At 45.4% G+C, this 14140-nt stretch carries 10 protein-coding genes; 4 read left to right on the forward strand and 6 right to left on the reverse strand.

What is annotated here, in order from left to right:
- Nucleotides 1-18 precede the first annotated feature (18 nt).
- A complete protein-coding gene (locus tag LDX50_RS28180; protein ID WP_225699645.1) occupies nucleotides 19-420 on the reverse strand; it encodes a response regulator in 402 nt (133 codons plus the stop codon).
- A gap of 405 nt (nucleotides 421-825) precedes the next feature.
- Between LDX50_RS28180 and LDX50_RS28185 the strand changes: the two genes are divergently transcribed.
- The 4 genes from LDX50_RS28185 to LDX50_RS28200 all read left to right on the forward strand — a co-directional run bounded on the left by LDX50_RS28185 (nucleotide 826) and on the right by LDX50_RS28200 (nucleotide 7293).
- Nucleotides 826-1587 (forward strand): SOS response-associated peptidase, encoded by a 762-nt coding sequence (locus LDX50_RS28185; protein ID WP_225699646.1) that lies wholly within the window; start codon nucleotides 826-828, stop codon nucleotides 1585-1587.
- An 88-nt stretch (nucleotides 1588-1675) separates the two neighbouring features.
- Nucleotides 1676-5257 carry a T9SS type A sorting domain-containing protein gene (locus LDX50_RS28190; protein ID WP_225699647.1) on the forward strand — a complete coding sequence of 1194 codons (3582 nt, stop codon included), beginning with the start codon at nucleotides 1676-1678 and terminating at the stop codon, nucleotides 5255-5257.
- 61 nt (nucleotides 5258-5318) lie between these two features.
- The gene (locus LDX50_RS28195) at nucleotides 5319-6563 is read left to right on the forward strand and encodes a hypothetical protein (RefSeq protein WP_225699648.1); all 1245 of its coding nucleotides are present in this window, start codon (nucleotides 5319-5321) and stop codon (nucleotides 6561-6563) included.
- Between the two features lie 25 nt (nucleotides 6564-6588).
- Nucleotides 6589-7293 (forward strand): head GIN domain-containing protein, encoded by a 705-nt coding sequence (locus LDX50_RS28200; protein ID WP_225699649.1) that lies wholly within the window; start codon nucleotides 6589-6591, stop codon nucleotides 7291-7293.
- Between the two features lies 1 nt (nucleotide 7294).
- Here the strand turns inward: LDX50_RS28200 and LDX50_RS28205 are convergent, their stop codons facing one another.
- From LDX50_RS28205 to LDX50_RS28225, 5 genes are read right to left on the reverse strand one after another with little or no spacing between them, the layout of a single operon-like run.
- Entirely contained in the window at nucleotides 7295-8959 is a 1665-nt protein-coding gene (locus LDX50_RS28205) for a hypothetical protein (protein WP_225699650.1), read from the reverse strand.
- Nucleotides 8956-11079: a hypothetical protein gene (locus LDX50_RS28210; RefSeq protein WP_225699651.1), complete on the reverse strand. Its 2124-nt coding sequence runs from the start codon at nucleotides 11077-11079 to the stop codon at nucleotides 8956-8958. Before LDX50_RS28210 ends, LDX50_RS28205 begins: the two co-directional genes overlap by 4 nt.
- Nucleotides 11076-12224, reverse strand: coding sequence for a BatA domain-containing protein (locus LDX50_RS28215; RefSeq protein WP_255647435.1), 1149 nt, complete (start codon nucleotides 12222-12224; stop codon nucleotides 11076-11078). The genes LDX50_RS28210 and LDX50_RS28215 overlap by 4 nt, the downstream gene beginning before the upstream one ends.
- 17 nt (nucleotides 12225-12241) lie before the next feature.
- On the reverse strand, nucleotides 12242-13150 hold the full coding sequence (locus LDX50_RS28220) for a DUF58 domain-containing protein (protein WP_225699653.1): 909 nt from the start codon (nucleotides 13148-13150) through the stop codon (nucleotides 12242-12244).
- Nucleotides 13151-14140 carry an AAA family ATPase gene (locus LDX50_RS28225; protein WP_225699654.1) on the reverse strand — a complete coding sequence of 330 codons (990 nt, stop codon included), beginning with the start codon at nucleotides 14138-14140 and terminating at the stop codon, nucleotides 13151-13153. It abuts the gene before it with no gap.

Raw genomic sequence — 14140 nt, forward strand, 5'->3', positions numbered from 1 at the left:
TGATCAGAGTAACTGATATTAACTCAGCAGAGAATCCGATTTTTCTTTCTTCTTCTTCTTAAGAACACTGCCTACCTTATTTATTAGATCCTCAGGATTAAATGGCTTAGCGATGTAATCCTCAGCACCGGCATCCATACATTCTTGCCTGGTTGCATCATCATTCCATGATGAGATAACAATCACCGGAATATCTCCGTAAAGCCCGCTTCTTTTAAAGTTACGCAGAAAGTCCTTACCATCTATTACAGGGAGCCGGATATCTGTCATAACAATATCGGGATGGCCATATTGGGACATGTGCTTCATTGCATTACCCACGTGACTGAAAACATGCACATCATATGTGCGTTCAAGAACTTTCTTGATTAACCAGCGGATTGCCTCGTCATCTTCAATAACTACGATGCTTTGTCTCATTCCTATCCAATTTGTTCCTAATTCGTTTTTCAACGAACAATTTCCATTCCGCCAATTTTGTAGGTGTCGATAATGTGGTTGTTAATGGGACACCTATTTTACAAAAAAATAAGCTAAAATCCGAGCGCAAAAATATTATCTTAATATTAATACAATTCAGACCCGAAATTATCTTTTTGTAAAGACATTCCTAAGCTTTGAATGTCTTTTAATTATTGACGGATTCTGATTTTTTGTCCGTTTGGTGATTAATGTCTTTAAAATCAGAAAGGTAACTTACATCGGTGAATTTTTTTTTAAAGCGTTGAAAGCGCTTAAATAATCGGTAAATTGCCTTTGCCGATATAAAATGGTACATGGAAATCTGTAAGGAATCAAAATCGTTAGCTCCAAACTTGTCTTGAGATGTGTTATGATATTGCATACATGACTAAAAGGGCTGAAAAGTATGCCGAACACTACAGAGTCGATAAGAAATCAATTACCGCCAACCTGAAATCTGCACAGCCTGTATATCATGTTCAGGCCTTTGCACATCCGGATATACCTGTCATAACCAATGAATCCCCCGGGGAACTCAATTTTTTTCATTGGGGACTCATACCCTTTTGGGTCAAGGATGTACAGACAGCCACAAAAATCAGCAACCAGACCCTGAACGCAAGGGGCGAGGAGATGTTCAATAAACCGTCTTTCAGAAACAGCGCCAGAAAACGGCGGTGTTTGGTCGTAGTCGACGGCTTCTATGAACATCACTGGGAGGATGATAAATCCTATCCATTCTATATTTCCATGAAAAATGATGAACCATTCTCATTGGGCGGACTTTGGGAGACCTGGAGACTCGAAAAAGAAGGTATCGAGCGGCATACAGTTTCCATCGTAACTACCCGGGGCAATGAGATGCTGAATTGGATACATAATAAACCAAAGGCTAGCGAAGGGCCAAGAATGCCACTGATCATACCGCAGGAACTGGAGTCCGACTGGCTTAATGCCGCGGATGACCCTGTGGGTATTTCCCTGATCAAAGACATGATTCAACCCTATGAATCAGAAAAAATGAAGGCGCACACGGTAAACCGGCTTCGTGGCAAGCAATATATCGGGAATAAACCGGCTGTTTGCGAGCCGTATAATTATGAAGGATTTAGCCCGAAATATTAAGCCATGTAAGTTTCTTGCATAGTTTACCGGTTAACTTTGGCTCACCTTATATACTTTGCCTGTATTCATGAACTGAATGTTGGCAAACATGTTGATTTTTTTAACTAGAATAAGTCTCTCCGGGATTTTATTACTGGCATCCGTGTATACGTACGCTCAGTGTACGTTCACGATACAGCCGGCAAATCCGGGTGTTCATTGCTATTATGGCGGTGAGACAGCCGTTTGGGCCAACTTAGTTAATACTGGTGTCAGTGGTACAACCATCAGTAAAACTGCGGGAGGAAATAATAGCTGGAATGCAGGCGCCAGTTCTACATCCTATGTTTATGCGGAAGGATTTGCACAATCCATTGTTCAGGAAACCAATCGGGACCGGGCTTTCGGATTAAGTAGCGTTGATACAGATGATGGTATTAACAGTATTGAATATGCGTTTCTTCTCCGGAATAACGGAGATCTTGATATTTATGAATCTGGCACCAATATCGGTCAATTTGGGACGTACTCAACCAGCGACGTCCTGAAGATCAGCATTGAGAACGATGTTGTAAAGTACTATCAGAATGGTACACTTCTTTATTTGAGCAATACCGCACCGACCCTGCCTCTGCTGGTCGATATTTCCATCAATGATATCGGCGGTACTATTGCAGATGTGGAAATTCATAACGGATTCGACGGCACATTTGCGGCTAACCTGCAAAACCCCGGAACCGGTGCAACATACGACTGGTATTTGAATGGTGTATTTGCAACCACCGGGAGTACGTATGCTCCTGCGACATTGAATGCGGGTGATGTGGTAACTGCTAATGCTTTTCCAGGAACAGGAGGATGCGGAACCGGGCCAGTGGCATCTAATTCGATAACGGTATCTACCCAGGATATTTCATTCTTTGGTCAATTCGATGTAATCGGTACGGCCGATCCATATGCCTGTAAAACAGCGGCTGAATCTGCCACCTTTGGCAGCATTGTCAATATTTTTGTAACCGGTAACGATTTGCTGAAGGGGCAGGGCGGGAACAATAACTGGGACGCAGGTACCACCTCACTCAATACGGTACAGGATAACGGGTATCTTGAGTTCGTTGCAGGCGAAGATGCCTATGACAAAATGATTGGTCTCAGTAATGATGCGGGCGACGCAAGTTTTAACAGTATCGACTATGCGATCTATCTGCAAAATGACGATGACGTGCGTATTTATCAGAACGGGTCTGATATCACCGGGGCAGGTACTTATACGACCGGAGATGTATTCAGGTTAGGAGTCGAGGACGGCGTTGTTAAATATTATAAAAACGGTGTACTCCTGTATATCAGTAATGATGCTCCCACACTTCCCCTGCTTGTCGATGTCTCTATGAATGACCAGGGAGCAGCGATTAATGACGTGACGGTAGTGAATGGAAATACGGGTGATTTTACCGTCAATTCTACCAATGCTGGCTCGAACCCCAGATACCAGTGGCAACTGAACGGCACAGATCTGCCTGGCGAAACGGCTTCCACCTATACCAATACATCGTTGGTAGATGGTGATATCGTTACCTGTGTGATTACACCGGATCTGGCCGGTTGCACAGGGATTACCTACACTTCACAACCCGTCACAATCAGTGAAATTGCAGTGGCTGAATTTGGAACATTTTATGTGGAAAATACAGCAGACCCGGTGGCTTGTATATCCGCAGCAGAAAGTGTAACATTTGAAAATATCGTGAATGTTTTTGTGACAGGAAACAGTGTCCTCAAGGGACAGGGCGGGAATAATAGCTGGAATGCCGGAGCCAACTCCTTGAACTCGGTGAAGAATAACGGATATATGCAATTCACTGCCGGAGATGATGCTTTTGATAAAATGATCGGTATTAGCAATGACATTGGTAATGAGAGTTTTAACAGCATTGATTATGCATTCTATCTGCAGAATGATGACGACATTCATATTTATGAAAATGGTTCAGACCGCGGAAATGTAGGAACCTACACTACGGGAGATATTTTTAAAATCGCTGTTGAATCCGGAGAGGTCAAATTTTACCAGAATGATGTTTTAATCTATATAAGCAATGTTGCTCCTGCATTGCCCATGGTAGTTGATCTTTCATTGAACGATGCTGGTGCTGCCTTAAATGATATAATTGTTGTGAATGGAAATACAGGCGTATTCACCGCCATTGCTTCGAATGCAGGTTCGAGCCCGTCATACCAGTGGCAGGTAAATGGTGTGGATGTTTCAGGGGAAACCAGCGCTGTCTTCACCAATACGTCGTTAAGAGAAGGCGATATTGTAACATGTGTGATATCACCCGATCTCGGAGGGTGTTCCGACGTAACGTATACTTCACAACCGGTGGAGATCCTTGAAATTCCACAGGCACTATTTGGTGATTTTTATATCACCAACATTCCTGCCACCGATGTTCAGCCAGTAGCATTTGAGGAGCTCACCTGGTCAACAAACGAGAATGTATTTATTTCAGGAAATACGGTAACCAAGAGACAGGGTTCGAATAATCAATGGGATGCGGCGGCGTTCAGCGCAAACACCGTTGGAAACCAGGCATATGCGCAAACCGTAGTTACTCAGACGGGTTATGACCGGGCGTTTGGCTTAAGTAATGCGTATAGTGGAAGCGGGTTTAACACGATTGATTTTAAATTTTACCTTGTCCAGAATGGCCAGCTTCGAATTTACGAAGGCGCCAGTTTCAGGGGTGTATTTGGAACCTACAGCCTGAATGACACACTGAAAATCGGGGTTGTTGATGGTGAAGTGGTTTATTATCAAAACAGCACATTGTTATATACGAGTACACTTACTCCCACATTACCACAGCATGTGAGTCTGTCTATCAATGATCTGGATGGTTCTCTTTCTGATCTGTATATTGTTTCTTTAACAGAGGGTAATTTTACAGCCACCACAACAAATGCCGGAGCATCTCCGCAATATCAATGGAAGCTGAACGGAACGGATGTGGGCACTGATTCTCCCATATTGTCATATCCTGTATTGAATGACGGAGACATCTTTACGGTTGAGATCATTCCGGATATTCCCGGTTGTGCCAATATCAGTAACCCGTATGTCTCAAACAGAATCCTTATCAATATGTATGACCTGGTATTGCCGGTCGAATTGTTGTATTTCAATACCAAATTAACCGAGATCGGAACAGAACTGACCTGGGCAACATCACTTGAAATTGACAATGATGAATTTGTGATCCTGAAATCATCGGATGGCGAATCATTTACTGAAGTTGTTAGGGTGAAAGGACAGGGTAATGCGGATACCAGGTCTGATTACCGTTACCACGACCTGTCGCTAAATTCGGGAACGACGTATTACCGGCTTGATCAGATAGATTTTAATGGAACCCGTCGGAACGTTGCAATGGCCCATATTATTCCAGGCTTCATGAATGCAGGATATCGTGTTGTGAACAATCCTGTTGTTTCAAATGAACTAAAGTTTATTGGTGATCCTGCCAACCTGAACGGGATCATGATTTACACTCCTGAAGGCAGGTTAATGGCTGAATTCAGTCAGCCCGGAGAAAACCACATCGATGTGGCTGATTTACCTTCGGGCATTTACCTGGTTCAGTTCATCCACGAGAATATAATCACCACAAACCGCGTAATTATAAAATAATTTCAGACCCGGGTAGGGGTAAAGTACTTCATGATTGTATTAGGAGAAAGACCTACTAATCATGAAGTATTTATTATTGATATTATTCATTGCCATGGGTGTTCAGCACCAGGCATTTGCACAATCCTGGGATGATCGAAATTCATCTGAAAATTTAGATTCACCTGTCACGATCAGTGACACGTACCGTGGATATCCCCAGCGTCCCTTTCATGTGGGTGTGGTATATCCGTTAAGCTCCAATGGTGTAGCAGCAGCTGATTACGTTAACAAAGTTTCTATTCACCTTTTTGCTGGTGTTGAACGGGGATTGAACGGTGTTGCTTTTTCCGGTTTGGCCAACGTGGATGTTTCATTTGTGGAGGGGGTTCAGTTCGCCGGAATCACAAATGTAAATGCCGGGGACCTTCTGGGAGCTCAACTGGCTGGTATAGCCAATGTGAATGCGGGATATGCACAAGGACTGCAGATGGCGGGAATTGCCAATGTAAACGGGGATAGTGCTGTTGCCGGGCAATTTGCCGGGATCGTAAATATTAACGCAGGTTCACTCACTGGTGCTCAGTTCGCCGGGATCGCCAATGTTAATACCACCTTTACCGATGGTGGCCAGTTTGCCGGTGTACTGAATATCTCCCCTGGAGCGGTTTCCGGAATTCAGGCAGCGGGTGTAGCTAATTACGCCTCGGAGATTCAGGGCACCCAGCTCGCGGCGGTAATCAATGTTGCAGGTAAGGTGAGGGGAGCGCAGATCGGACTGCTGAATATCGCAGATTCTGTGGACGGCGTTTCCATTGGCTTTCTGAGTCTGGTGCGCCATGGTTATCATCGGCTGGAATTCAGTGGCAGCGAAGCCCTTCATACGCAAATGGCGATAAAACTGGGCGTACAGCATTTCTACAATATTTTCTCGGTGGGTTATCACCTTTCAGGAAATGATCCGTTGACATATGGAGAGGAGCCAACCTGGGCTTACGGCTATGGTGTAGGCGCTGAATTTAATCTTGGTCCGACATGGCGCATGAATATCGATCTTACCACTTTCGATGTGATCGAAAAAGAAAATACATTCACCAATAAGAAACTCAATTTGCTCAACCAGTTTCGCCTGAATTTTGGCGCTCAGTTTGGCAGATCGTTTACCCTGGTTTTTGGTCCGTCTTTCAATGTTATGGTATCACAATTGTCAGGATCTGACGGGTTTAATATCGGTTCGGATATTGCTCCCTGGACTGTTTATGATCGTACGCATGACGGAACCAATGTGAAGATGTGGCCGGGAGCCAACATAGCAATTCGTTTTTAATCAAATACACAAAATAATTAACAACATGAAAAATTACATTATCATTATTCTACTGGCCGCCGGTTTATTTATCCAGGGATGCGACGAGGCTTGCATCAGCGAGAGCGGTCCGATTGTTTCAAGAGAAATAAATCTTAGCTCATTCAACAGTTTTACACTTATGGGGTCAGGTAATGTCTACATTACACAGGGGCCAGAGCAGAAGGTCGTTATTGAAGCGGCATCGAATGTTATCGACCTGATGAACCGCGATGTTCGCGGCGGTCATTGGGATATTTACAACAGGGAATGTATCCGGAATATTCGCGAGCTCAATATTTATATTACCATACCTGATATTCAATTTATCGGATTGTCCGGATCCGGAAGAATCACGAGTCAGAATACTTTGATCACACAGGACCTTGAAATCGTGTTGTCAGGATCCGGCGATATCAATGCGGCTGTGCAGGCCGATGATATTAACAATTCAATATCCGGATCAGGAAACATCGAACTTTTCGGGGAAACGGATCATTCATCACTTAAGATCTCCGGATCAGGTTCTTACCGGTCATTCGGGATGGAATCCAGGACATCAAATGTGAATATAACAGGATCTGGTAATGCACAGGTACATGCGGTGGAAGCACTTGATGTGCGGATTTCAGGAAGCGGAAGTGTCTACTACGAAGGAAACCCACAACTGACTATATCGATTACCGGTTCCGGAAAAGTGATTCCGAACTAACTCAGATTCGCGGCTCAAGCCACAAGAAACCAAAAGAGAAAAGGAAGAGAAGCAGCCACCAGGCGGGTGATACCGATCTGGCTGGCTGCGATTCCATTACGCTCCGGGTTGAAATGTTGAGGAAATGTTCGGTGTTATTCCAGGCAGATTGCTGACGGAGTGTTGCCCAACTGTTTTTGCCAGGCACATAGAAGTTGCGCCTGATAGTATCATTCGGTGTTTGAATTTCTGCCAGGTGCCAGCCTGAGTCTGACGGCCAGTAATATCCTGACCACTTCTCAGGAATCAGTTTGTCGCGTTCCAGCGCCACCCTGGAGTGATTTATCGATAAGGTTGGAATTGATCTGGCATAAACACCAACAGGCATTTTAACATCTGTCATACGTTCCCATAATACAGGAAAGACGACAGCGTTTTCCTCCTTTGGTCGTGCAGTATTGAATATGAGACTTGCCCACAGGTTCCTGTACGCAGTGGAATCACCGGAAAGCAACATAGGGTAGGTTTCCGGTATAAGAGAAAAAGTCATTTTTCCCTTCTCAAGCTCTACAGTGCTAAATGTCGCGTCAGGATTTCGCGCGAATATATAGGGCAGAATACTCAACCTGGTTGAGCCGATGGTGGTGAATGTTCGCTTGGTTGATTGATATTCGGGGAGTTGTATTTTCATGAACGTACCATTCACCATGGATTTTTCGGGTGCCGTTACAAGAACACCCAATCCCTCATTCACTGCCTTCAAGAGCTCTTCCTGTCGGGTTCTGTCCAGATTGCTGATAACTTCTTCATTAACGACGATCATATCAAAAGACCCAAGTCGTCCAAACGGATCAGACCTGTCCCGGGCAGTATTCAGGAATTCCCATGCATACAGGTTACGGCTCACTTCTGTACGGCTTGTGATCTCATGACCTTCACGAGCGAGATGTTCCTGCAGGAAGCGGTTCTCAAACCTCGGAAATCCGGAAAGAAAAAGAAATTTCAATGGCCTGCTGGTTCGTGTATCAAGCCCGATGGTATAACGGTCCATAAGATTGCCGGAGGAGTCATAGGCGTGGATGTTCACCATGTTCCTGCCCGCTGTTTTAAAGATAAACGATGCCGTGAAGGACCCCTGGTTCAATAAAAGTGTATCTCTGTTAGTTCCAGCAGTTGCTGTTAAAACTAGTGCCGGGTCATTCGTGGTGCCGATGATACTGAATTCCCGGTCTTTCCATGTGATCTCGGGAATTGTGATTTGTTGAATTCCTGGTATACGAGGTGGTTTTTGCCAGGTGACCATGGTATTTGTAATACCCTCAATCATTGACCCGGGGAGTCCATTGCCGGTTAGAACAATTGAATCGTACAAATCCCACTCCGGAATGTCATACCAGGACAAGTCAGCCCTGAATATATCCTCATTCCCCGCGGCACCCTCAATCTTTGCTATTTGGTCCGAAGGCGTTCCGTTTGTAATAACAATGGCTGTTGATCCTGTGGAAGCGCCTCGAAACGAGGGTTTGGTAATCAGACAAAACACTGCAAACAGGCCCAAGGCCAAAGCAAAAATTCTGACAAGTCTTCTTTTGCCGGGATTATTCAATTCCATGTATCCGAAAACCAACCCTGTCAGGATGAGTGATATCAATGCAACGGGCCATATGTCGTTATGATAAAAATTCATTTCATTTCCCGTTGTAAGGCCTCAGTTAGTGATGAAGGCTGGCGCTCAGGTGAAACAACCGGGGTTAATTGGTCAGGCAGCGCTTTCAGAATATCGTTTCTCAAAACGATCAGGTCTCTCTTTTGCCCTCCGTTGATCCGGATCAAACTATCAGTTTTTTGCAGCGGCGCCAGAAATTTTTCGGGTTGGTCTATCGCCAGCTGACTGAGTTCATCGTAAAGAAATCGTAATGTTTCCGCCGATGAGCGGCTTTCCTCATTGATCTCAGATTCAAGGCGGGCCAGACCGTTGAATATTCCGGAAAGAGCATCGTTGCCGATATTTATTTCCTGCCGTATTTCAGGCCGAACCTCATCCAGTTTGCCTGTAAGCCGGTTTTCCGCCTTGATGGGTGGGGGTTCGAAGCCGATGCGGTGAACATAAATTCTTGAATCATTCTTTATTTCCCTGATCAATTCCAGTGCCCTGTACTGGTACGGCAGGGATTTGTCGGGCTGATACAGGCGCAGGTATAATTCACTGTCCCACATTTCGGCCATAGCCTGCTTTAGTTTTGCGCGAAGTGATACGCGGAAAAATGTGGCCCCCTCGGGATCCCCGTGGTCATGTAAATATTCATCGAGTATGTCGTGGTCTTCGCCTTCTGAATGATCATCACCTCCGCTATCCTCATTGTCATGATCATGCGTATAACTTTCAGTTGTGGCTTCCCGCGCTTCTTCCGAGACTACTATGCCTGATTCATCCTCCTCACCTAGAAACTGCCCGTAGCGCAACCGCAAGGCTTTCTGATCAAAACCAAGCTCGTTGCTCGTGGCATTGAACGTCTGTTGCGTGATGGCGGTACGCTCACTCAGAAGTTTTTCGGTATCAATGATGATCTGGCGCTGACTTCGAAAATATTCAGGCATTATGTCAACTCCAAGATCTCCTTCGAGCGAAAACTCATAGGTAGTTGTATCGCGTATCTGAACGAAAAAGGTCGAAGAGCGGGTGATATTTGGTGCCGGACTGCGATTGTCCGCTGCTTCAATAAAGAAATATAATTCATCACCGGGTTCCAGACCCATTGCATCCAAATTAAAAGCTCCACGGGCTTTTGAATTCTTTGACCCTGGAGTAAAACCCTCCAGGGGAAATCGAAGTTCACGGAATTTAACAGATTCGCCGGAACCCTGGCTTACCGTAGCCTGAACAGCAGCGTCTGCAATGGCATAGTCATCCGAAATCTCAATATCAAAGTTGATCTTCTTTGTATCTTCCCATTCAAACCGCGTGAATTCATCCTGATTTTTAACTGTGATCCGCGGTGATTCGTCCGGAATCATTCTTAACTCCATGATTTCAGAATTATAACGAACGGAATCAATTGAGACCAGAGAGAAACGGCTTAAACTGTGTCTTTCAAGACTGAAACTGGCGGAATAATTATCAGACGGATTGTTCAGAGAAGTGGTGTCTGCATTGAGTGTGAACCATCCATTTATCAGGGCTTTATCTGCTGAAACTTTCCACGTAATCCGACTTCTCTCAGGCGCTGAAATTTCCGGGCCGGAACTGCTGTAGGGCCTGATTTTCGTGTATGCCGGTGGTTGTATTTCAAAAACATGATTAATCAGCAGAGGGTCCGGACCTCCAATGTCACTTTCAGGAAGCAGAACTTGTGAATCCCCTAATGATGTGTGGGATATTGAGGGCTGCCCGTTGAAAAGGCCGTAGGCTACGGCTGCAAGCGTAATGAAAAATAATGAGGGCCAGAGGTTTACGGGAGGTTGGGCGAATCGCGAATCCTCTTGGGCGATTTTATGAATACGATCATATTGAACAAGGGCGAGCCCGTCCAGATCATTCACATCACTTTCAAGCAGTTCCGAACTGTACTGCATTTCCGGGAACCGACGGTTCAGATATTGCGAAACCCGTTGCTTGTTAATATTCCAGGGCGTAAAAACGGTGACAGATAATAATCCCGTAAACGCAACCAAAAGAACCTGGCGGTTAAAGTCGGTTATAAAAGCCAGTATGATCAGAACAAAGGCTAACCAAAGCAATACAGCCTGAACCCACTTGAGTGCCGTCCATTTTTGCTGGAGCTTCCTGGTATGTACTCCGCCTTTCATCGTTTTTGTTTCATTGATAGGAACCGTTCCGTCAACAGCAATACGCCTGCCAGAACCAGCAAAAGGTTAAATAAGCGGTATGAATCTCTTTGCATCCCGGCAGACGATGAATAGCGCGGCTGAATCTGTTCGTTACTCACAAACCTTGGGTCTGAGACTTCCATAGAAGTGGTCGGGTATAATCCCAGTGTATTCATGAGTTGTTCAGCAAAAGCAGAATAGCCGGTATCAGTCGTGCTGCCCCTGATTACAAAACTTCCAGCCATGCCTTCTTCTAGTCGTATGGGCTGATCCTGATCTGGCAGAACAAGAATGTCACCTGCAGTAAGGTTCAGGGACGGTTTCTGATGGAACCAAAAAACGAAATCAGCATTCTCATTTGATTCTTTCGAAAGAAATTCCATGGTTGTTCCACTATAATTTCCCAGTACCACCAGCAGCTTCCGGCACAGTCCGACTTTAGTTTCAAGTGAGTCAGGGTACATGAAGGCTATTTTTTTTACTCTTTTTTCGGAAGTTTCCGTATTCTGCGGATCATAGTTATATGTTAACGTCCATTCATCGGCAACCAATTGAAATGCTGAATCATGCCGGCTAAATGAGCCCACTGAATACGGGAATGGATCACTGGAATCCAGGGTTACCCAGCTGAAGGGGGTGCTTAACAAGGGGCGGAATTCGCCCATACCACTGAGCAATGGCCGGGTGATAAATACGATCGAATCCGCTTGAACGGAAGTGCTAACATTTGCTGCCAGCTCCCAGTAATTGTCGTTTTCCCCGATATCCGCTGGATCCTCCTGTGCAGGAGGGGTATCCCGCTGCAGCCAGAAACTTGTTTGAAGGGGAATTATTTCACCTGAGACATAGGGATGTTTGGCCAGACCAGGGTCAATGAGATATGCTACGGGCACCGTGTCTTCCGATATCAATCGTTTAGGCTCTGCCAACCAAAAAACCAGCGAAACAATGAGCAGGCATCTTAACAGGAGGAGCAGGATATCGGTGGGCAAAATGCGGCGGACCTTGACACTTTCTGTATCGCGGAATAACCGTACAGATCCCACTCTGATCACACGCTGTTCTTTTCTGCTGAGCAGATGTATCGCTACAGGTATGATCAGGCCCAGAAGACCCCAAAGCATATGAGGGGCTCCAAAAATCATCTCAACAAACCGTTACGCTTTTTAAGAAAGAGCTTAAGGCCATGGGAAAGGGGTTCGTGCATTTTCAGACATTCATATTGCACGTGATTTTCCAGCAAACGATGACGCAATGAATTTCGGTATTCTTCCCATGCATGGGTATAGTCTGCGGCTTGTGCCTGAGCATTAACCTTTACCCGTTCTCCGGTCTCAATGTCTTCGAGTGTGACATATCCATTGTAATCAGGTTCCCAGTCTTCTTTTGACGTGATATGAAAACAGATTACATCTGAAGTAGAAGTATTTGACTTTAAAATACTGTTAATCAGTTCGTTATTATTTTCATACATATCAGAAACGAAAATGATGAGAGCCTTCTCTTTACGTGGTATTATTTCATTGATACGTGACCGGGATTCGGGCCATTTGCCATTGCCATCAACGGATACCAGGTGATTGATCAATTGCATATACTGCTGCCTGCGTCGTTCAGGCTGAAGCGCAACATAGGACTGGTCGTTCAATGCGAAGAGTCCCGGAGCGTCACCCTGCTGGGTGGCAAGGTAAGCAAGTGTGGCGATCACCACCTTGGCGTAATCCAGTTTAGTAAGTCCTTCACTGGCCTGAAGCATCGAGGCGGAACAGTCCAGGATAAACTTCACCGTGGTGCCTGAGTCAATTTCAGATTGGCGAACATAGTATTTTTCGCGTCGTGCTACCAGTTTCCAGTCGAGCATCCGCAGATCATCTCCCGGGGAATAGGGTCTGTACTGACTAAATTCCATTCCCATCCCGGTCCTGACGCTTCGGTTTACGCCGGATAAATATGTATCCACAATATTCCTTCCGGTCATGGCCAGTCCCGAAACGCTGTGTATAAGAGCGGGATTGTAGAGTTCGGAGACGGATGCGTATTTGGCGCTCATTTACAATTCGATCTTATTAAGCAGGATGTTGATCAGGTCATCGGAGTTGATGCCATCGGCTTCCGCTTTAAAGTTTACCAGTATGCGATGTCTCAGGGTAGGATGGGCCACTTGTTTCAGGTCTTCCGGAATTACCGAATACCTGCCGTTCAGCAATGCCCGTGCTTTGGCCGTTAAAATGATAGCCTGCCCGGCTCTTGGACCGGCTCCCCAGCTTACATAATCCCTTATTTCCGGTATCACGGAGTCTGCCGGACGTGTGTTACGAACCAGTTGGCCTACATAATGGATGAGTTCGTCAGAGATAACAACCTGCCGGACCCATTGCTGAAGTTCAATGATCTCTTCACCAGAAATCACCGGTTGAACATCGGCGGTACTACTTCCGGTAGTTTGTTTGAGAATATGGTCTTCCTCTTCCTGGTTGGGATAACCAATGCGGATCAGAAACAGAAATCTGTCCTGCTGAGCTTCCGGGAGTGGAAATGTACCGGATTGTTCGATGGGGTTCTGTGTGGCCAGCAGGAAGAACGGACGGTCGAGGTAGTGCGTCTTTCCAAAGTAAGTTACCTCAAACTCCTGCATCGCTTCGAGAAGCGCTGATTGTGTTTTTGGCGGAGTTCTGTTGATTTCATCGGCCAGAACCAGGTTGGCAAATATGGGACCCTTCTGGAATACAAATTGTTTCGTATTATGCGTTTCTTCCAGGATCTCGGTTCCGATAATGTCGGAAGGCATGAGGTCAGGTGTAAACTGAATTCGTTTAAAACTCAGGTTAACTGCCCGGGCAAGGGTACGAACCATCAGCGTTTTAGCAAGTCCGGGCACCCCTTCAATCAGAACATGACCGCCGGCTATAAATGCGACAATCAGTTGTTCAACGGTTTCTTCCTGTCCGACTATTACTTTATGGATTTCACTTCGAAGTTTATCCAGTTTCTTAACCAATCCTTCTACCTGTACCTGAGTTGCTTCACTCTTTTCTGTCAT

The organism is Fulvivirga sedimenti (assembly GCF_020328055.1).

Coding starts and splice junctions, on each gene's coding strand:
- LDX50_RS28180 (WP_225699645.1), bottom strand. CDS start 420: ATGAGACAAAGCATCGTAGTTATTGAAGATGACGAGGCAATCCGCTGG.
- LDX50_RS28185 (WP_225699646.1), top strand. CDS start 826: ATGTGTTATGATATTGCATACATGACTAAAAGGGCTGAAAAGTATGCC.
- LDX50_RS28190 (WP_225699647.1), top strand. CDS start 1,676: ATGTTGATTTTTTTAACTAGAATAAGTCTCTCCGGGATTTTATTACTG.
- LDX50_RS28195 (WP_225699648.1), top strand. CDS start 5,319: ATGAAGTATTTATTATTGATATTATTCATTGCCATGGGTGTTCAGCAC.
- LDX50_RS28200 (WP_225699649.1), top strand. CDS start 6,589: ATGAAAAATTACATTATCATTATTCTACTGGCCGCCGGTTTATTTATC.
- LDX50_RS28205 (WP_225699650.1), bottom strand. CDS start 8,959: ATGAATTTTTATCATAACGACATATGGCCCGTTGCATTGATATCACTC.
- LDX50_RS28210 (WP_225699651.1), bottom strand. CDS start 11,079: ATGAAAGGCGGAGTACATACCAGGAAGCTCCAGCAAAAATGGACGGCA.
- LDX50_RS28215 (WP_255647435.1), bottom strand. CDS start 12,224: ATGCTTTGGGGTCTTCTGGGCCTGATCATACCTGTAGCGATACATCTG.
- LDX50_RS28220 (WP_225699653.1), bottom strand. CDS start 13,150: ATGAGCGCCAAATACGCATCCGTCTCCGAACTCTACAATCCCGCTCTT.
- LDX50_RS28225 (WP_225699654.1), bottom strand. CDS start 14,140: ATGACAGAAAAGAGTGAAGCAACTCAGGTACAGGTAGAAGGATTGGTT.